The organism is Streptomyces sp. NPDC025651, from assembly GCF_055558735.1.
Window position 1 is genome coordinate 1,152,812 of sequence record NZ_JBVHLZ010000001.1, and the last position, 18,614, is coordinate 1,171,425.

Below are 18,614 nucleotides of genomic sequence, written 5' to 3' on the forward strand. Positions count from 1 at the left end.
AAAGCTTCCGGAGAGATCAATTCCGGTTCTGCTGCATTACGTTGGGGGCATGCGCTTCGCGATACTCGGCCCCCTGGAGGTGTGGTCGGCAGACGGCGAACGGGTCACGGTGCCCGAGGCGAAGGTGCGCGCGCTCCTCGCCGGCCTGCTGATCCGCGAGGGCCGGCCCGCCCCGGCCGACCGGCTCGTCGACGACCTCTGGGGGCAGGACCCGCCGGCCAGGGCCGCCGGCGTGCTGCGCAGCAAGATCTCCAGGCTGCGGCGGGTCCTCGATGACGCGGAGCCCGGCGGCCGGGCGCTGATCACGCACCAGCCCGCCGGGTACGCCCTCGCGGCCGCCCCCGACACGGTCGACGCGCACCGCTTCCGCGCGCTGACCGCGCGGGCGCGCGAGACCGACGACCCCTCCCTCCGCGTGGAGTTGCTCGACTCGGCGCTCGCGCTGTGGCGCGGTCCCGCGTACGCCGACGTGGCGGGCGAGCCGTTCGCCGAGGCCGCCGTCGCGCGCCTGGAGGAGCAGCGCCTCACCGCCCTGGAGGACCGGGCCGAGGCCCGCGCCGAGCACGGCGACGCCCACCGGCTCGCCGCGGACATCGCCGACCTCGCGGACCTGGTGACCCGCCACCCGCTCCGCGAACGGCTCCGCGCCGCCCACCTGCGCGCCCTGTACCGCGCGGGCCGGCAGAGCGAGGCCCTCGACGCCTACCGCGCCCTGCGCGCCCTGCTCCGCGACGAACTGGGCGTCGACCCCGGCCCCGACCTGGTGGCCCTGCACACCGCGATCCTCAACCAGGACCCGTCCCTGAGCCCCACCCCCACGCCCACGCCCCCGCTCCGCCCGCCGGACACCCCGCGCCCCGCCCCCGCGGACACCCCCGCCGAACAGCCGCACCCCCGCGGCGGCAACCTCCCCACCCCCCTCACCGAACTCATCGGCCGCACGGCCGCGGTCACCGAGGCGCGGGGCCACCTCGAGTCCGGGCGCCTCCTGACGCTCACGGGGCCCGGCGGCGTCGGCAAGACCCGGCTCGCCCTGGAGACGGCCGCCCGCGTCGGCGACACGTACGACGGGGTCCATCTGGTCGAGCTGAGCCCACGCGGAACGACGTCGGCCGGTCTCACGGAGCTGGTGGCCGCGGCCCTCGGCGTCCGCGACGACGCCGGTCCCGCCCCGTCCGCCGCGCACCCCGCGGACCCGACCGGGCTCCTCGCCCGCGTCACCGCCGCGCTCCGCGCCCGCCGCACCCTGCTCGTGCTCGACAACTGCGAGCACGTGATCCAAGAGGCGGCACGGACCGCCGAGTTGCTCCTGACGGCCGCCCCGGAGCTGCACGTCCTGGCCACGAGCCGCGAACCCCTTGCCGTGCCGGGCGAGATCCTCCAGGTGGTGCCCCCGCTCGAACTGCCCGACGCGGAAGGCCCGTTGGAGCCGTCGGAGCTCGCGTCCTCCAGCGCCGTACGCCTGTTCCTGGCCCGCGCCCGTGCCGCCGCCCCCGGGTTCACGCTCGACGCGGACAACGCCGCCCCCGTCGCGGCGATCTGCCGCCGCCTGGACGGCCTCCCGCTCGCCCTCGAACTCGCCGCCACCCGCGTCCGCGCGCTCGGCGTCCACGAACTGGCCGCGCGGCTCGACGACCGCTTCCGCCTCCTCACCGCGGGCCACCGCGGCGCCCCGCCCCGGCAGCAGACGCTCCGCGCCGTGATCGACTGGAGCTGGGCCCTGCTCTCGGAGCCCGAACGCGTCGTCCTGCGCCGCCTGGCCGTGCACGCCGACGGCTGCACGCTGCGGGCCGCCGAGGAGGTGTGCGCGGACGACACCGTCCCCGCCGCCGACGTCCCCGAACTGATCGCCCGCCTCGTCGACCGCTCCCTGGTCGCCACCGTCGACACGGCGGACGGCATCCGCTACCGCCTGCTCGAGTCGGTGGCCGCGTACAGCCTCCAGCACCTGGACGAATCCGGCGAGGACACCCTCGTACGCGAGCGGCACCGCCGCTATTACACCGACCTCGCCGAAGCGGCCGACCGCGATCTGCGCGGCCCCGCCCAGCGGCGCGCGCTGCGCCTCCTGGACGCCGAGTCCGCCAACGTGCGCGCCGCCATCGACGGCGCGGCCCGCGGCGGCGACGCCCATGGCGCGCTGCGCCTGGTCAACGCGACGACCTGGTACTGCTATCTGCGCGGCCGCCTCGGCGGGGCCCGTCGAGGCCTCGACGCCGCTCTGGCCGCGGCGGGCGACGCGCCGCGGAGCGTACGCGCCCAGGGCGAGGCCTGGCGGCACGCCGTCGCCGTCCTGACCCGCACGGCCGAGGCCGCGGCCATGGGGGCGGGAAGCCCGGCCGCCCGGGCGGCGCCGTCGTACGACCTCATCGACGACCCGGTGCAACGCGCCAGGCTCCGCTGGTTCCTCGCCTCCGCGCTGCAGGGCTGCGGCGACCTCTCCGCGGGCGAGAACCTCATCACGGGCGCCCTCGCCGAGCTGCGCTCCCTCGGCGACCGCTGGGGCACCGCCGCGGCACTCGGCACCCGCGCCCGCCAGGCGGTGTCCCTCGGCGACCTCGCCACGCTCGGCGACGCGGGCGCGCGCAGCCTGAGCCTCTTCCGCGAACTGGGCGACGGCTGGGGCCAGTCGCAGGCCATGGCCCTGCTCGCCTACCGCGCGGAGGTCACCGGCGACCACGAGGGCGCGGCCGCCCTGCACGGCGAAGCGCTGCGCATCGCCGAGGACCTCCACCTGTGGACCGACGCCTCCCACGGCCTGTCCGGACTCGGCCGGATCGCCCTGATCACCGGCGAGTTCGAGCGCGCGGACGCCCTGAACGAGCGGGCCCGCCGCCTCGCCGTCGAGCAGTCCGACACCGTCGGCACGTACTTCGCGGACCTCGGCCTCGGCCGCACGGCCCGCCGCGCGGGCCGCCTCGCCGACGCCGAGGCCCGCCTGCGCCCCTGGCTCGACTGGACCCGCGCCATGGACTGGGGGCCCAAGACCGCGGGCCTCCTCGCCGAACTCGGCTTCCTCGCCGAGCAGCGCGGCGACGCGGACGACGCCCTGCGCCTGCACCGCGAGGGCTACGCGACCGCGCGCGCCACCGACAACCCCGCCATGATCGCGCTGGCCCTCGAAGGCATGGCGGGCGCCCACACCCGCGCGGGCCGCCCCGCCACCGCCGCCCATCTGCTCGACGCCGCGGCCCACGTGCGCGCCACGACGTCCACCCCCGTCCCGCCGACGGAACGCGCCGACGTGTCCCGCGTCGAGACCGCCACGCGCGAGGCGCTTGCGGCCGGTTCCACGACCGAGAAAGGCCCCCAGCGATGATCGTGATCGCCCACCTGAGCGACCCCCACATCGACACCGGAGCGAAGGACGCGGGGCGCAGCACCGCCCGCGCCCGTGCCGTCATGGAGTACGTGAACGGCCTCCCGTACGACCTGGACGCAGTGATCGCCACCGGCGACATCGCCGACCACGCGGCCCCGTCCGAGTACGAGGAGGCCCGCAGACTCCTCACGTCCCGGCACCCCCTGCTGGTCTGCCCCGGCAACCACGACGAGCGCGCCGCGTTCCGCGAGCACCTCCTCGGCGAGCCCCCGACCACCGCGCCGGTCAACCAGTCGTACGCCACGGACCGCTTCACCCTCGCCCTGTGCGACACCTCGGTGCCCAGCGAGGACCACGGCCGTCTGGAGGACGAGACCCTGGCCTGGCTCTCGGACCTCCTCGCCGACACCCCGCCCGCGCGCCCGGTCCTGATCGGCTTCCACCACCCGCCGGTCCCGCTGCACACGCCCTACGTGGACGTCATCCGCCAGTTCGAGGAGGACCGCCTGGCCGAGCTGACGGCACGCCACCCGAACGTGACGGCGTTCCTCGCGGGCCACGCCCACACCCCCGCGGCGACGACCTTCGCGAACAGGCCGCTCCTGGTGGCCCCGGGCGTGGTCTCCACGCTCCGCCTCCCCTGGGAGCCCCAGGACCACGCCGCCCACCACGTCCACAGGGACCTGCCGCCGGCGCTCGCCTTCCACGTCCTGGACGAGGAGGGCCGCCTGACGACCCACTACCGCCCGGTCCCGGTCACCTGACGGCCGATCACCTGGGCATCCGCACGTTCTCCCGCTCCCGATGCCGTGATCACTCATGACCGCAGGCCGTGCACGTCCCCACCGCCAAGCCCCGGCACGGCTGTGGACAGGTCAGCCGGGCACGTCCATGCGCTGCGTGCCGACGACCGAGAGCAGCCGCATCGCCTCGGCCGAGGACGAGCCGGGGGCGGCGGTGTAGAGGAAGACGCGCTGGTCGCGGTCGGTGATGTCCAGGACGTCACAGGACACGGTGACCGGCCCGACCATCGGGTGGTGGAACGTCTTGCACAGGACGGGCCGCGCGGCCACCTCGTGGGCGTCCCAGAGCCGGGCGAACTCCGCGCTCCCGGCGCGCAGTTCGTCGACCAGGCCCGTCACCTCCGGGTCGTCCGGGTAGCGGGCGGCGGTGGCGCGCAGATGCTGGACCGAGCTCCGCACGAACGCGTCGGCGTCCGAGGACCCGTACAGCGACCGTGCGTTCGGGTCCGGGCCGAGGAAGGAGCGCCGGACGAGGTTCCGGTCCCTGCGCGACAGGGCGGAGAAGTCCTCCATCAGGGCGGCGGCCAGCTGGTTCCAGGCGATGACCTCGTACGTCGCGGACAGCACGATCGCCGCGGCCTCCGGCAGCCGGTCCAGCAGGTCGACGAGGCTCTGCCGCACCTCGCGCGAAGGCCCGGGCGGCGGACCGGGCGGGGCACCGGCGAGGTGGTGGAGATGGTCGCGCTCGGCCTCCGTCAGACGCAGCGCGCGGGAGAGCTGGGCCAGCACCTCGCGGGAGGGCCGTGGGCCGCGGGCCTGCTCCAGGCGCGTGTAGTACTCGGTGGAGATGAACGCCAGCTGCGCCACCTCCTCGCGCCGCAGCCCAGGGGTACGACGGCGGGGCCCGGCGGGCAGCCCCACGTCGGAGGGGGTGATGCGCTCGCGCCTGCCGCGCAGGAAGCCGCCCAGTTCTCGTCGGTTCACGGCTCCAGTGTGCGGGGACGCGAAGGTGTTCATCCAGGTACTGCCGGTGCCTGGATGAGCCGCGCCCCCCGAGCCAGGCTCGTCCCCATGAACGACAACACCCGGATCAAGCCCGCCACGACCCCCGTCGGCCTCCTCACGGACAAGGTCGCCTTCATCACCGGAGCAGGCAGGGGCATCGGTGCGGCGGCGGCACGGCTGTTCGCCGCGGAGGGCGCCAAGGTGGTCCTCGCCTCCCGCACGGAGGCCGAGCTGAAGGCGGTCACGGAGGAGATCCGCGCGGCGGGCGGCACGGCGGACCACACGCTCCTCGACCTCTCCGACGCGACCAGCGTCCGCGCGGCGGTCGACCGCGCCGTGGAGCTGTACGGCCGCCTGGACATCGCCTTCAACAACGGCGCGACGGGCCAGGAGCCCGGCCCGATGGACGAGCTGCCGGAAGCGGACTTCGACCACGTCAGCGCCGTCAACCTCAAGGGCCCGTGGCTGGCCATGAACGCCGAGATCGCCGCCATCCGCGCCACCGCGAAGCGCGGCGCGATCGTCAACACCTCCAGCGTCGGCAGCCTGATGGCCAACCCCGAACTGCCGGTGTACGCGGCGACGAAGCGCGCCCTCAACGGCCTCACCGCCTCGGCGGCCGTCACCTACGGCCCGGAGAACATCCGCGTCAACGCCGTCGCCCCCGGCACGACGCTCACCGAGATGCTCCAGGAGTGGGACACCAGGTCCCCCGGCACCATCGACCACCTCAACGCCCAGACCCCCCTGGGCCGCGCCGCGGCCCCCGAGGAGATAGCCCAGGCAGCGGCCTGGCTCCTCAGCGACCGGGCGTCGTACGTCACCGGCACGGTCCTCCGGGTGGACGGCGGTATGTGGGCGTCCTGACCCCGGTGGGCACGACCGCGGCCCGGGGCGGCGCTCAGTCGCGCCGCCCCGGGCCCGCGTGGGCCCACGCCAGCACGCTCAGGCCGAACATCAGGACCCCCAGCGGGACATGGACCGACGAGACGTGCGCGACGCCCAGCACGACCTGGAGCGAGGCGAGGGCGAGGAAGCCGCTCGCGTGGGCGACGGGCCGGGGTGAGCCGCCGCCCGGCCGCCAGGCCAGCACCGCGGCGAGCAGGTACAGCATCGACGTCCCGTACATGACCCGCGCTCCGACGTCGTGCAGCAGTTCCCCGTGCGACGCGGCGAGCAGCACCCCGGCGCTGACCGCCTGGCAGAAGAGGGCCAGGGTCTGCAGGGCGATCGACATCCGCAGGAACGCGGCACCGCGCCCCGCCGTGGTCGCACCCGGTCCCGCGGATGTGGTCTGAGAGGCCATGACGTCGTCTCCTCGTCCGCCCGGAAGCGGTAGATCGATAAGGTCTCACCGGCTCGACGACACAGGGACGCCGATTACAAGGTGGGGAACGGCGGCCCGGAACAGGGGGGAGTGGTCATGGGCCTGAACGCACCCGAGCGGGGCGACGCACAGGTAGCCGGTGAGCGGCGTCAACTGATCAATGTGGCCTACCGGTTGCTCGGTTCGCTGGCCGAGGCCGAGGACGCCGTGCAGGAGGCGTACGCCCGCTGGTACGCGCAGCCTCGGAGCAGGCGGGAGGCCGTCAGGTCCCCCGGCGCCTGGCTGACGACGGTGACCGGGCGCGTCTGCCTGGACGTGCTCGGCTCGGCGCGGGCCCGGCGCGAACGCTACGTCGGCGCGTGGCTGCCCGAACCGCTGCCCTACCGCAGGGAGTGGTCCGGCGGGCGCGCCGCCGACGCCGCCGATCCCGCCGAACAGATCACGCTGGACGAGTCGGTGACCATGGCCTTCCTCGTCGTCCTGGAGTCGATGACGCCCGCCGAGCGGGTCGCGTTCGTCCTGCACGACGTCTTCCGCTACCCCTTCCCCGAGATAGCCGGGATCGTCGGCCGCACCCCGGGAGCCTGCCGGGAGCTGGCGAGTTCGGCACGACGGCGGGTACGGGCGGCGCAGGCCCCGACCGCCACGACGCCGACGGGCCGGGCCGAAGTGGTACGACGCGTCAAGGAGGCATGGGAGACCAAGGACATCTCCGCCCTCGTCGGCCTGCTCGACCCCGAAGCCGTCATGACCGCCGACGGCGGCGGCCTGGTCGGCACCGTGCTGCGTCCGGTCGAGGGAGGCGCGCGCATCGCCCAGTACATGATCGCGATCGCCGACAAGGCCCCCGGCCTGCGCCTCCTGGAACGCTCCGTGGCCGGTGCCCCCGGCCTGGTCGCGCAGCACGCGGGCACCACCGCGACGGTCGCCGCGTTCGACGTCGCCGAGGGCCGCGCCACCCGGATCTGGGTGGTCCGCAACCCGGAGAAACTCCGCTTGTGGACACCGAACGAGCCCTGGAGGAACGAGCCTTAGAGGTCTTGGCCTCCAGTGCCCCGCCGACGCGCCGCGTGCGTTCCGTACGGCGGGCACGTCAACCGAGGCGGCGCAGGCGGTGGGCCGCGGCCAGGACGCGGGTGGCCGCTGTGGTGGCGGCCGCCCCGAGCGGGGTGTCGGTCGCGCGGATCAAGCCGACCGTCTTCATGGCCGACGTCAGGACCTCGCTGCCGCGCCGGCGCATGCCCGCCTCGTACCGGCCGACGGCGACGGTGAGTTCGGTGGTGCCGTCGGTGACGTCGCGCAGCCGGCCGAGCAGGGCGGCGGCGTCGCGCAGGGCCGCGCCCGCTCCCATGCCCGCCGTCGGCGGTGTCGCGTGGACGGCGTCGCCGAGCGCGGTGATCCGGCCGGCGGGCCAGGGGGCGAGGTCCCGGGTCCGGGTCGACGCGGCGTTGAAGCGGTACGCGGCCACGGTGTCCGGGGCGGCAGCGGCGATGACGCCCAGGGCGGGCGCGGACCAGCCGCGTTCGCGGAAGCGGGCCAGGAGCGCGTCCCGCAGGTCGTCGGCGCGCAGCTCGCGCAGGGAATCGGTGGCGGCCGACGCGGGGAGCATGGCGCCCCAGATGTAGGTGGGGCCTGTGGTGACGGCCGTCCGCAGCTCGGGGGCGTCGAGCACGGCGTTGCCCACCGGGTCGAGGAATCCGACGTACAGGGCCGCGCCCCGGGGCCCCAACGCGAGGCCGGAGCGCGGCCCGAGGCGCTCCTGCTCGTCGGGGCTCAGGTCCCCGCGGCGCGTCCGGCCGGAGAAACCGACGATGCCCGTGGGGGTATGGGTCGGCCCGCCCGCCAGGTACCGGGCGACGAGGGAGTGCGTGCCGTCCGCGCCCACCACCAGATCGGCCGCGACGGGCCCGGCGCCGTCGACGTACACCTCGGGGGCGCCGTCCGCGCCCCGGCCGACGCCGGTGACCTCCCGGCCCAGCTGGAGGTCCTCGCCGACCGCCTCGGCGAGGAGCGTCCGCAGGGTGACGCGGTCGATGTCCACACCGGACTCGCCGCTGAGATCCGGGCCGTGCCCGATGACCCGGCCGTGCCGGTCCCAGAACGCGTCGCGCTCGCGCAGCCGCAGCGCGGAGGCGGACGCGAGCAGCCGCTCCACGGTCTCCGGCGCGACCAGCTCCCGCAGAGCTGCCTGCGCCTGTTCGTGCAGGGTGATGTGGTAGCCCCCGGTCGACGCCACATCGGTGTCGCGCTCGAACACCGTCACTTCGTGCCCCCGTCGGCGCAGCCCCGCGCCCAACGCGAGGCCCCCGATCCCGCCACCGACCACTACGACCCGCATCTTCCGTACCCCGCATCCCTTGGCGATGTGCCGTGCGGGGCCGACCTTGGCAGGGGTGGTGGACACCGAGTGGCCAGAACCCGCTTAGGGTGCGGCGATGGCGACCACCTCACAGCGCGCGCTGCGGCTGCTCTCCCTGCTCGGAACGCGTCGGCAGTGGCCGCTGCGCGAACTCGCCGACCGGCTCGGCGTCAGCGGGCGCACCGTCCGCCGGGACATCGAGACGCTGCGGCGGCTCGACTACCCGATCACCACCGTCCACGGGCCGGACGGCGGCTACCGGCTCGGCGCCGGGCACCCGCTTGTGTCACTGCGGTTCGACGAGGACCAGGCGCTCGCGGTGGCGGTCGCGCTGCAGACCGCCCCCGGTACGGTGTTCGGCCTCGGTGACGACGCGGCGCGGGCGCTCGCGGTGCTGGAACAGGCGATGCCCGCTCGGCTGCGGGCGTCGATGGAGTCGCTGCGGCTGACCAGGCTGCGCAACTACTGGGAGTTTCCGGGGCCGCCGATCGATCCGGACGCGCTGACGGCCGTGGGGGCGGCGGTGCGTCGCCGCCACGTGCTTGTCGTCGAGCCTTCGGGTGCCGACGGCACCCGCCGTGTCGAGCCCCATCACCTGGTCGTCTGGGCCGCCCGCTGGTACCTGGTCGCCTACGACCTCACCGAGGGTGCCTGGCGGGCCCACCGCGTCGACCGGCTGCGCGTCCGCCCGACGACGCAGACGTTCGCCGCCCGCCATCTGCCCGCGGACAGCCTCGCCCAGTTCGTCATGGGCAGCCACGACCGGGGCGACACGCTCGCCGAGTGGCCCTGCACGGGCAGCGCCCGGCTCGACCTGCCCGCCTCCGTCGTCGCCCGCTGGGCCCCGGGCGGCTCGGTCATCGAACACCTGGACCCCGACCACTGCCGCCTCACCCTCGGCGCCTGGTCCTGGGCCGGCCTGGCTGGCCTCCTCGCCACGTTCGACACCGACCTGGCGGAGATCCGCCCACCCGAACTCGCCGACGCCTGCCGCCGGTTGGCCCGGCGCCTCGACGGCGTCACCCGTCACTGAGCCCTGGCCATGGCCTGCTCGCCGACGCGACGGATCTTGGCATGGGCGGTGTTGTGTCGCCGCTTCCATCGCTTGAGGCGGCGGCCCCGAAATGGGACGCGGACAGGGGCGCCAGCGCCCTGGTACGCCTTGTCGGCCCGGCACTTGAGCCCGGTTTCGGCGAGCGCCTCGAGGATGCCGTGGGTTCGGGCGGCGGTGAGGCCGTGGGCGGATCCGGGGAGTGCGGGCGAGGCCCACAGCAGGCGTCCGAGCAAGCAGAGCCCGACGGCTCGCGGTCAGCCGCCTCCACCGCGCGGGCCGCTGCGGGTACAGGCCAGCCACGCATGCGGTGGTCTCACCGCACTTCCAGCACTCACGCTGCAGTGCCAGGGGCCGTGCGGGGATGGTTGCGGCACATCCGAGTGGCGTCTCGTCTGGAGTTCAAGGACCGGCGCCTGGCTATACACGCGGGGTATACATCCCGTGTAGTGTTCGCTGGACCCGCAGTGGCTGGTACTCGCACCGCCCGCTCCGACCAGTTCGCCACGGAGATCCGTACATGACCGACCCCATCCTGTCTGCCACGCGCCTGCACAAGGCCTACGGTCGGACCTCCGCGCTGGACGGCGCGGACTTCAGCATCAGCTCTGGCGAGGTCGTCGCGGTGATGGGGCCATCGGGCTCCGGCAAGTCCACTCTCCTGCACTGTCTCGCGGGCATCGTCACACCCGACTCGGGACGGGTGACGTACGAAGGGCGGGCCATGGCGACCCTGTCGGACGCCGGGCGCAGCAGGCTGCGGCGGGGCGACTTCGGCTTCGTGTTCCAGTTCGGCCAGTTGGTGCCCGAGCTGACGTGCGTGGACAACGTCGCGCTGCCGTTGCGGCTGAACGGCACCAGGCGCAAGGAGGCCAGGCGCAGGGCGGCCGAGTGGATGGAACGCCTGGAGGTCGCCGACCTGGCGGGCAAGCGCCCCGGGGAGGTCTCGGGCGGCCAAGGCCAGCGCGTCGCCGTCGCCCGCGCCCTGGTCGCGGAGCCCCGTGTCCTGTTCGCCGACGAGCCGACCGGCGCCCTGGACTCCCTCAGCGGCGAGCGCGTGATGCACCTGCTCACCGAGGCCGCCAGGGAGACCGGTGCGGCCGTCGTCCTGGTCACCCACGAAGCGCGTGTGGCCGCCTACTCCGACCGCGAGGTCGTCGTCCGCGACGGGAAGTCCCGCGAGACGGAGCGCGTCGCGTGAAGACGAGCCGCGTGAAGCCCGGCCGCGTGAAGGCCAGTCGTATGCGGCGCCGCCGCGAAGCGCGGGGCGAGGTCCGTACCACTCCCGCTGACTGGGCGCGTGACCTCGCGGTCGGCGTCCGGTTCGCGGTGAGCGGCGGGCGCGAGGGCTGGACCCGTACGCTCCTGACCGCCGTCGGCGTCGGCCTCGGCGTCGCCCTGCTGCTCGTCGCCGCCGCGGTCCCGGCCGTCCTGAACGCCAGGGACGACCGCGGCGCGGCCCGCGACGACTCCGCCTACGGCACTCCGGTCAAGCCGACCGCCGAGACGATCGTCACCGGCAAGGTGGATACCACCTACCGGGGCCAGGACATCTACGGGCGGCTGGTCCAGCCGGACGGCGACCAGCCGGTTCTCCCGCCAGGACTGGACGAACTGCCCGCCCCCGGCGAGATGTTCGTCTCCCCCGAGCTGAAGAAGGTGCTCGACTCGCCCGACGGCGCCCTGCTCAGGGAGCGCCTCGGCCACCGCATCAGCGGCACCATCGGTGATGCGGGGCTCCTCGGTCCGCGGGAGCTCGCCTACTACGCGGGGGCCGACGATCTGGTCGCGGGCGGTGAGAACCCGACCCGCACCGACCACATCGGCAGACCCAGCCCGGCCGACGGTCTCGACTCGTTCCTGATGCTGCTGGTCATCGTCACCTTCGTGGTGCTGCTGATGCCGGTGGCCGTGTTCATCGCCACCGCCGTCCGCTTCGGCGGCGAGCGCCGTGACCGGCGGCTGGCCGCGCTGCGGCTGGTCGGCGCGGACACCACGATGATGCGGCGGATCGCGGCCGGCGAGGCGTTGTTCGGCGCGCTGATCGGGCTCGCGGTGGGCCTCGTTCTCTTCGTGGGCGGACGACGTCTCATCGGTACGGTCGAGCTGTGGCGGATCAGCGTCTTCGCCTCCGACGTGACTCCGAACCCGGTCCTTGCCGCGCTGATCGTGGTCGGCGTGCCGGTCGTGGCCGTGGCCGTCACCCTGTTCGCGCTGCGTACGGTCTCCGTCGAACCGCTGGGAGTCGTACGCCAAGCAGGCACGGTCAAGCGGCGGTTGTGGTGGCGGCTGCTGCTGCCGATCCTCGGCGTGATGCTGCTGTTCCCGATGGTCGACGGCCTCGATCCGACCGCCCGTGTCAACGAGCCGACGATCGCGGTCGGTGCGGTCCTGCTGCTCGCCGGGGTGACGGTGCTGCTGCCGTCGGCGCTGGATGCCGTCGTCGGACGGATACGCGGCGGTCCGCTGCCGCTCCAGCTCGCTGCCCGTCGCCTCCAGTTGGAGAGCGGCGCGTCGGCGCGGCTGGTCAACGGCATCACGGTCGCGGTGGCCGGGGCGATAGCCGTGCAGATGCTGCTCTCCGGACTGGAGAGCCGGTACACGCACGACACCGGCCACAGCCCGGTCCGCGCCGAACTGCGGGTCTCCCGGGACTCCATCGATACGGCACAGCAGGCCAAGGACGTGGCCGCCCTGCGCGCCACGGCCGGGGTGACGTCCACCCTGACGTACACACTCGGCTACGCCAACAAGCCCGACAGCGGCCTTCCCGGGGCCTTCGTGGTGGTCGGCGACTGCGCGACCCTGGGCCAGATCGTCGAGACCCCCGGCTGCGGGCCCGGCAGCGTCTACACCGCCGCTCCGCCCGCTCAGGGCCCGGGCGAGCAGGGCGACGAATTCATCCCGGCCCCCGGCGAACAGGTCGACCTGAACGCCGAGGAGAACACAACCGCGAAGCCCCGAATGTGGACCGTCCCCGCCACCACCGTCCCCACCCGGCTGGTTCCGGACCCGGCGGGCTCCTTCCACACCGGAGTCTTCGCCACACCCGAGGCGATCAGGATCGGCGACCTGGGCGGCGCGAACACCGAGCTGCTGGCGAAGCTGAACCCCTCCGACCGCGACGCGGCCGAGCGGGTCCGCAACACGGTCGCCCGGATCGATCCGCTGCAGAGCGTCGAATACTACGACCAGGTCGAGCAGGCACCGGAGTTCGTGAACATCAAACGCGGCCTGTTCATCGGCGCGACCGGCACGCTCCTGCTGATCGGCGTGGGCATGCTCGTGGTCATGCTGGAGCAGCTCCGCGCGCGGAAGAAGCTCCTCGCGGTGCTGGTCGCCTTCGGCACCCCGCGCGCGGTCCTCAGCCTGTCGGTGCTGTGGCAGGCAGCGCTGCCGGTGGCGCTCGGCCTGGCGCTGGCGGCCGTCGGCGGTCTGGCCCTGGGCGCGATCCTGCTGAAGATGGCGGCCCTGCCGCTGGCCGTGGACTGGGCGGGCATCGCGGTGATGGCGGGCATCGGAGGCGGCGTCGTCCTCTTGGTGACACTGCTCAGCCTGCCACCGCTGTGGCGCATGATGCGTCCTGATGGACTGAGGACCGAATGAGTCGGTATTACTGAGTCTCTTCCGACCTGGCGGTGACGACCGAGAGCTGGATGTGTCTGCACAAGGGTGAAGCGCGCCTGGTGGACGAGTTGTCACCCGTCTACCGCTACGTCCGCGAGACCATCGACCCATGCCAAGATCCGTTGCGTCGGCGAGCAGGCCATGGCCACCCTGAAGGGCTGACGTCCTTCACCACGCATCAGCATGAGACTGGAAAGAGCTCACTACTCGCCACGCCGCTACCGAGCCCGGATGCGAGGATCACCGTCCCCAACGCTCTGGCCAGTGTGACGACCAGCGCAATGTACGCAATACCCAGCTTTCGGTTACGCATGGGTCTTCACTGCTGCGCATAGAGCAATCGCGGCGGTCACCGTCCGGTCGATCCAGAAGACCGCGTCGTCCGGGGTGAGCGCATGCCAGCCGCAGCCGACAGAGAGGGAGCGAAGAAGAGAGCGCACTGGGCCATGTAACTGCCTTCCAAACAGCCGTCGGCCGTGCCTTCCAGGGACGGAAGAACACGGCCGACGGCCCACAGACGGCCCAGGCGAGCGGAAACCCGCTCTGACCTGTGGCGTCTTTAGATGTCGAAGTACAGCTCGAACTCGTGCGGGTGCGGCCGCAGCTGGATCGGCGCGATCTCGTTCGTGCGCTTGTAGTCGATCCACGTCTCGATCAGGTCGGACGTGAAGACGCCGCCCGCCTGCAGGTACTCGTTGTCCGCCTCCAGGGCGTCGAGGACCGCGGGGAGGGAGGTCGGGACCTGGGGGACGCCCGCGTGCTCCTCGGGGGCGAGCTCGTAGAGGTCCTTGTCGATCGGCTCGGCCGGCTCGATCTTGTTCTTGACGCCGTCCAGGCCCGCGAGGAGCAGCGCGGAGAAGGCGAGGTACGGGTTCGAGGACGGGTCCGGCGCGCGGAACTCGACGCGCTTGGCCTTCGGGTTCGAGCCCGTGATCGGGATGCGCATGGCCGCGGAGCGGTTGCGCTGCGAGTAGACCAGGTTGACCGGGGCCTCGAAGCCGGGGACCAGGCGGTGGTACGAGTTGACGGTGGGGTTCGTGAACGCCAGCAGCGACGGGGCGTGCTTGAGGATGCCGCCGATGTAGTAGCGCGCGGTGTCCGAGAGGCCCGCGTAGCCCTGCTCGTCGTAGAAGAGGGGCTCGCCGCCGGACCACAGCGACTGGTGGACGTGCATGCCCGAGCCGTTGTCGCCGAAGATCGGCTTCGGCATGAAGGTCGCGGTCTTCTCGTTGCGCCAGGCGACGTTCTTCACGATGTACTTGAAGAGCATCAGGTCGTCGGCCGCGGCGAGCAGCGTGTTGAACTTGTAGTTGATCTCCGCCTGGCCGGCCGTGCCGACCTCGTGGTGCTGGCGCTCGACCTGGAGGCCGTTCTTGTCGAGTTCGAGGGAGATCTCGGCGCGGAGGTCGGCGAAGTGGTCGACCGGCGGGGCCGGGAAGTAGCCGCCCTTGTAGCGGACCTTGTAGCCGCGGTTGTTCTCGACCGCACCGGTGTTCCAGGCGCCCGCCTCGGAGTCGATGTGGTAGAAGCTCTCGTTCGCCGACGTCTGGAAGCGGACGTTGTCGAAGACGTAGAACTCCGCCTCGGGGCCGAAGTAGGCGGTGTCCGCGATGCCGGTGGAGGCGAGGTACGCCTCGGCCTTCTTCGCGACGTTGCGCGGGTCACGGCTGTACTGCTCGCCCGTGATCGGGTCGTGGATGAAGAAGTTGATGTTGACGGTCTTGTCCCGGCGGAACGGGTCCACGCGCGCCGTCGACAGGTCCGCGCGCAGCGCCATGTCGGACTCGTGGATGGCCTGGAAGCCACGGATCGACGAACCGTCGAAGGCCAGCTCCTCGTCCGGGTCGAACGCCGCCGCCGGGATCGTGAAGTGCTGCATCACACCGGGCAGGTCGCAGAAGCGGACGTCGATGAACTTGACGTCCTCGTCCGCGATGAACTTCTTCGCGTCGTCGGCGTTCTGGAACAACATCCAACTCCTCCTACTCCCGCCCGGGGCGGGACGGGGTTGCAGCTCGTTGTGCGGCCAGTGCGGTGGCACACGCTGGGACCCGACCATAGGGACGGGGGATTTCTCAAGCATGACCCATTTGTTTCGCCGAAGTTAACCGGGCCGGGTGCCCCGGGCCGCCGCACGGCCTCCGTTGTGTCCGTCACGTACGACCCCGCCCGCCCCCGTACGAAAAGGGGCGCAGTACCGTGGACGGGTGGACAACAGGCAAGCAATCGGATCGTGGCTGTCCGGACCGCGCGCGGCCGCGGAGGACGCCGGAGTCGACTTCGGGTACCGGGGCGAGCAGCTCGGACTGCCGGAGGAGGGGCCGGGGTCGATCGCGCGCCCGGGCCGCCGCATCGGCGCCATCGCCGTGGACTGGGGTCTGTGCATGCTCATCGCATACGGCCTGTTCGCCCGCGGTGACCAGCAGGCGATGGGCAACTGGGCCCTCGGGATCTTCTTCGTCATGAGCGTGCTGACCGTGGGCACGGTCGGCTGCACCCCGGGCAAGGCCCTCTTCCGGCTCCGCGTCGTCGCCGAGGGCGGGGGCAGGCTCGGCCCGCTGAAGGTCCTGGCCCGCAGCGTCCTGCTGTGCGTCGCCATCCCGGCCCTGATCTGGGACCGCGACGGCCGCGGCCTGCACGACCGCCTCGCCCGCGCCGTGCAGATCCGCGTCTGAGCGACCGAAGCCACGGCGAGACGTACGAAGACGACGTACGAAGACGAAGACGTACGAAGACGAAGACGTACGAAGACGACGTACGAAGACGACGTACGAAGACGACGTACGAAGACGAAGACGTACGAAGACGAAGACGTACGAAGACGAAGACGTACGAAGACGAAGGCCCCGGAACCGATCGGTTCCGGGGCCTTCGTCGACGTAGAGACGGGGAAGCGGGCGTTACCTGGCCTTCGGGCCGCCGCGCGGCATCCGCATGCCCTTGGGCATCGGCCCCTTCGGCAGCGGCATGTTCGACATCAGGTCGCCCATCGCGCGCAGCCGGTCGTTGGTCGCCGTGACCTGCGGTCCTGTGAGGACGCGGGGGAGCTTCAGGAGCGTCGTGCGCAGCTTCTTCAGCGAGACCGTGCCCTCGGCGGTGCCGACGATGACGTCGTGCACCGGGACGTCCGCCACGATGCGCGCCATCTTCTTCTTCTCGGCGGCCAGCAGGCCCTTCACGCGGTTCGGGTTGCCCTCGGCGACCAGGACGATGCCGGCCTTGCCGACGGTGCGGTGCACCACGTCCTGGCTGCGGTTCATCGCGACCGCGGGGGTCGTCGTCCAGCCGCGGCCGATCTTGTCGAGCACCGCGGCCGCCGCGCCGGGCTGGCCCTCCATCTGACCGAAGGCGGCCCGCTCGGCCCTGCGTCCGAAGACGATCGCCATCGCGAGGAAGGCGAGCAGGAATCCGAGAATGCCCAGGTAGACCGGGTGACCGATCCAGAAGCCGATCGCGAGGAAGACGCCAAAGGTGACGATTCCCACAGCCGCGATGATGAGGCCGATCTTGGAGTCGGCCCGCCGGGTCATCTTGTAGGTCAGAGCGATCTGCTTGAGTCGCCCTGGCTCCGCGGCCGCATCCGCCGCGGTGGTTTCCTTCCTCGCCATGTCGTGAAGTCTACGTGTCCCCGGAAGCGACTACGACGTGCGGGTTGCCACGGCCTCTTCGAGTACGCGCAGCGCCTCGACCCGGTCCTTGGCGCGGCGCCGGTCCTCGAGCACGGAAGTCCAGGCGTTGCGGCGTGCGGTGCGCTGGCCGCCGCTCATCAACAGCGACTCGACGGCCCGCAGGGCGTCGGTGACGGACGGGATGGCGGTGGCGCGAACGGGCGCGGCCTGCATGGGGCCCCTCCTGAAAGCGGCTATGGGTAGGGATGTGCGAGCGGTAATTCCAGGGTCACTGATTGGTGTTACCAGGGCGTGACCGACCGGTCAAACACCGATGAAACCTTGATGCTCCGGCCCAAAACACTGACGCGGCCCATACGGTCCCCTTCACCTGCGGGGATCGTACGGGCCGCGTCATTACGGCCACTACTGGCTGGTAGCTGCTTGTGCGCGGATTCACACGCGGGCGGGCCCGTGGATTCCCGCGCGGGCGGCCCGCGGCGTCACGCGCGGGCGGCTCGTCGCGTCACACGGCCTGCGAAGCCACGTACGCACCACGCTTCTCGATCGCCATCTGGTAGAGACGGCCCGCGCGGTACGAGGAGCGGACCAGCGGCCCGGACATCACGCCGGAGAAGCCGATCTCCTCGGCCTCGTCCTTCAGCTCCACGAACTCGGCCGGCTTCACCCAGCGCTCGACGGGGTGGTGGCGCGGCGTCGGGCGCAGGTACTGGGTGATGGTGATGAGCTCGGTGCCCGCCTCGTGCAGCTGGCGCAGTGCCTCGCTGACCTCCTCGCGGGTCTCGCCCATGCCCAGGATCAGGTTGGACTTGGTGACCAGACCGGCCTCGCGGGCCTTCGTGATGACCTCGAGGGAGCGCTCGTACCGGAAGCCGGGGCGGATCCGCTTGAAGATGCGCGGCACCGTCTCGACGTTGTGCCCGAGGACTTCGGGGCGGGACGAGAAGACCTCGGCCAGCTGGTCCGGGTCGGCGTTGAAGTCGGGGATGAGCAGCTCGACCTTGGTGTAGCCGGCCTCGCGCTCCGCCGTCATCGCGTGGATCTGGCGCACCGTCTCCGCGTACAGCCAGGCGCCGCCGTCCTCCAGGTCGTCGCGGGCGACGCCGGTGATGGTGGCGTAGTTCAGGTCCATCTTCACGACGGACTCACCGACGCGGCGCGGCTCGTCACGGTCGAGTGCCTGCGGCTTGCCGGTGTCGATCTGGCAGAAGTCGCAGCGCCTGGTGCACTGGTCACCGCCGATGAGGAACGTGGCCTCGCGGTCCTCCCAGCACTCGAAGATGTTCGGACAGCCCGCTTCCTGGCAGACCGTGTGCAGCTCCTCGCTCTTCACGAGTTTCTGCAGGGCGTTGTACTCGGGGCCCATCTTCGCCCGGGTCTTGATCCACTCGGGCTTGCGCTCGATGGGGGTCTGGCTGTTCCGGACCTCCAGGCGCAGCATCTTGCGTCCGTCGGGTGCGACTGCGGACACATCGGCTCCCTGTAGCTTCGATTCTTCGGCGCACACCAGGGTACGCCCGTGATGTCGTTGGGCTTACTTCTGGCCAACCT

Annotated in this window: 15 protein-coding genes and 1 pseudogene; 8 read left to right on the forward strand and 8 right to left on the reverse strand. The window is 72.4% G+C overall.

Annotation, left to right across the window (positions count from 1 at the left end):
• The first annotated feature begins 49 nt into the window (after positions 1 to 49).
• Positions 50 to 3,319 (forward strand): AfsR/SARP family transcriptional regulator, encoded by a 3,270-nt coding sequence (locus tag ACZ4D5_RS05425; RefSeq protein ID WP_467771001.1) that lies wholly within the window; start codon positions 50 to 52, stop codon positions 3,317 to 3,319.
• The gene (locus ACZ4D5_RS05430) at positions 3,316 to 4,086 is read left to right on the forward strand and encodes a metallophosphoesterase (RefSeq protein WP_467771002.1); all 771 of its coding nucleotides are present in this window, start codon (positions 3,316 to 3,318) and stop codon (positions 4,084 to 4,086) included. The genes ACZ4D5_RS05425 and ACZ4D5_RS05430 overlap by 4 nt, the downstream gene beginning before the upstream one ends.
• Before the next feature lie 111 nt (positions 4,087 to 4,197).
• Here ACZ4D5_RS05430 and ACZ4D5_RS05435 read toward each other — a convergent pair whose 3' ends face one another.
• Positions 4,198 to 5,049, reverse strand: a complete 852-nt coding sequence (locus tag ACZ4D5_RS05435) for a helix-turn-helix transcriptional regulator (RefSeq protein ID WP_467771003.1) — start codon at positions 5,047 to 5,049, stop codon at positions 4,198 to 4,200.
• An 87-nt stretch (positions 5,050 to 5,136) separates the two neighbouring features.
• Here ACZ4D5_RS05435 and ACZ4D5_RS05440 point away from each other — a divergent pair, with 87 nt between their 5' ends.
• Positions 5,137 to 5,937, forward strand: a complete 801-nt coding sequence (locus tag ACZ4D5_RS05440; RefSeq protein ID WP_467771004.1) for an SDR family NAD(P)-dependent oxidoreductase — start codon at positions 5,137 to 5,139, stop codon at positions 5,935 to 5,937.
• 34 nt (positions 5,938 to 5,971) lie between these two features.
• On the opposite strand, the gene ACZ4D5_RS05445 is transcribed toward ACZ4D5_RS05440, so the two are convergent.
• Positions 5,972 to 6,376, reverse strand: coding sequence for a hypothetical protein (locus ACZ4D5_RS05445; RefSeq protein ID WP_467771005.1), 405 nt, complete (start codon positions 6,374 to 6,376; stop codon positions 5,972 to 5,974).
• 117 nt (positions 6,377 to 6,493) lie between these two features.
• Between ACZ4D5_RS05445 and sigJ the strand changes: the two genes are divergently transcribed.
• On the forward strand, positions 6,494 to 7,432 hold the full coding sequence (gene sigJ, locus ACZ4D5_RS05450) for an RNA polymerase sigma factor SigJ (RefSeq protein ID WP_467771006.1): 939 nt from the start codon (positions 6,494 to 6,496) through the stop codon (positions 7,430 to 7,432).
• A 58-nt stretch (positions 7,433 to 7,490) separates the two neighbouring features.
• Here sigJ and ACZ4D5_RS05455 read toward each other — a convergent pair whose 3' ends face one another.
• Positions 7,491 to 8,801, reverse strand: a complete 1,311-nt coding sequence (locus ACZ4D5_RS05455; protein WP_467771007.1) for an FAD-dependent oxidoreductase — start codon at positions 8,799 to 8,801, stop codon at positions 7,491 to 7,493.
• A gap of 31 nt (positions 8,802 to 8,832) precedes the next feature.
• On the opposite strand from ACZ4D5_RS05455, the gene ACZ4D5_RS05460 reads away from it, so the two are divergent.
• The gene (locus ACZ4D5_RS05460) at positions 8,833 to 9,789 is read left to right on the forward strand and encodes a helix-turn-helix transcriptional regulator (protein WP_467771008.1); all 957 of its coding nucleotides are present in this window, start codon (positions 8,833 to 8,835) and stop codon (positions 9,787 to 9,789) included.
• Between the two features lie 5 nt (positions 9,790 to 9,794).
• On the opposite strand, the pseudogene ACZ4D5_RS05465 reads toward ACZ4D5_RS05460, so the two are convergent.
• A pseudogene (locus ACZ4D5_RS05465) lies at positions 9,795 to 10,037 on the reverse strand (transposase family protein); the annotation flags it as partial.
• 290 nt (positions 10,038 to 10,327) lie between these two features.
• Between ACZ4D5_RS05465 and ACZ4D5_RS05470 the strand changes: the two are divergent.
• Complete coding sequence (locus ACZ4D5_RS05470) at positions 10,328 to 11,008, forward strand: ABC transporter ATP-binding protein (RefSeq protein ID WP_467771009.1); 681 nt, start codon at positions 10,328 to 10,330, stop codon at positions 11,006 to 11,008.
• The gene (locus ACZ4D5_RS05475) at positions 11,005 to 13,413 is read left to right on the forward strand and encodes an ABC transporter permease (RefSeq protein ID WP_467771010.1); all 2,409 of its coding nucleotides are present in this window, start codon (positions 11,005 to 11,007) and stop codon (positions 13,411 to 13,413) included. The genes ACZ4D5_RS05470 and ACZ4D5_RS05475 overlap by 4 nt, the downstream gene beginning before the upstream one ends.
• A 580-nt stretch (positions 13,414 to 13,993) precedes the next feature.
• On the opposite strand, the gene glnA is transcribed toward ACZ4D5_RS05475, so the two are convergent.
• Positions 13,994 to 15,403: a type I glutamate--ammonia ligase gene (gene glnA, locus ACZ4D5_RS05480; protein WP_362331683.1), complete on the reverse strand. Its 1,410-nt coding sequence runs from the start codon at positions 15,401 to 15,403 to the stop codon at positions 13,994 to 13,996.
• A gap of 238 nt (positions 15,404 to 15,641) precedes the next feature.
• Between glnA and ACZ4D5_RS05485 the strand changes: the two genes are divergently transcribed.
• On the forward strand, positions 15,642 to 16,109 hold the full coding sequence (locus ACZ4D5_RS05485; RefSeq protein WP_467771011.1) for an RDD family protein: 468 nt from the start codon (positions 15,642 to 15,644) through the stop codon (positions 16,107 to 16,109).
• 225 nt (positions 16,110 to 16,334) lie between these two features.
• Here ACZ4D5_RS05485 and ACZ4D5_RS05490 read toward each other — a convergent pair whose 3' ends face one another.
• The 3 genes from ACZ4D5_RS05490 to ACZ4D5_RS05500 form a co-directional block, all read right to left on the reverse strand.
• Positions 16,335 to 17,042 (reverse strand): DUF4191 domain-containing protein, encoded by a 708-nt coding sequence (locus tag ACZ4D5_RS05490; protein ID WP_467771012.1) that lies wholly within the window; start codon positions 17,040 to 17,042, stop codon positions 16,335 to 16,337.
• Between the two features lie 30 nt (positions 17,043 to 17,072).
• Entirely contained in the window at positions 17,073 to 17,276 is a 204-nt protein-coding gene (locus ACZ4D5_RS05495) for an SCO2195 family GlnR-regulated protein (protein WP_055697444.1), read from the reverse strand.
• A gap of 292 nt (positions 17,277 to 17,568) precedes the next feature.
• Positions 17,569 to 18,534 (reverse strand): lipoyl synthase, encoded by a 966-nt coding sequence (locus ACZ4D5_RS05500; protein WP_362331365.1) that lies wholly within the window; start codon positions 18,532 to 18,534, stop codon positions 17,569 to 17,571.
• Between the last annotated feature and the right edge of the window lie 80 nt (positions 18,535 to 18,614).

Bases quoted from the DNA above. Each gene is read 5' to 3' on its own strand.
- ACZ4D5_RS05495 (WP_055697444.1), bottom strand. From the start codon at position 17,276: ATGCAGGCCGCGCCCGTTCGCGCCACCGCCATCCCGTCCGTCACCGAC.
- ACZ4D5_RS05430 (WP_467771002.1), top strand. From the start codon at position 3,316: ATGATCGTGATCGCCCACCTGAGCGACCCCCACATCGACACCGGAGCG.
- sigJ (WP_467771006.1), top strand. From the start codon at position 6,494: ATGGGCCTGAACGCACCCGAGCGGGGCGACGCACAGGTAGCCGGTGAG.
- ACZ4D5_RS05460 (WP_467771008.1), top strand. From the start codon at position 8,833: ATGGCGACCACCTCACAGCGCGCGCTGCGGCTGCTCTCCCTGCTCGGA.
- ACZ4D5_RS05490 (WP_467771012.1), bottom strand. From the start codon at position 17,042: ATGGCGAGGAAGGAAACCACCGCGGCGGATGCGGCCGCGGAGCCAGGG.
- ACZ4D5_RS05440 (WP_467771004.1), top strand. From the start codon at position 5,137: ATGAACGACAACACCCGGATCAAGCCCGCCACGACCCCCGTCGGCCTC.
- ACZ4D5_RS05425 (WP_467771001.1), top strand. From the start codon at position 50: ATGCGCTTCGCGATACTCGGCCCCCTGGAGGTGTGGTCGGCAGACGGC.
- ACZ4D5_RS05470 (WP_467771009.1), top strand. From the start codon at position 10,328: ATGACCGACCCCATCCTGTCTGCCACGCGCCTGCACAAGGCCTACGGT.
- ACZ4D5_RS05445 (WP_467771005.1), bottom strand. From the start codon at position 6,376: ATGGCCTCTCAGACCACATCCGCGGGACCGGGTGCGACCACGGCGGGG.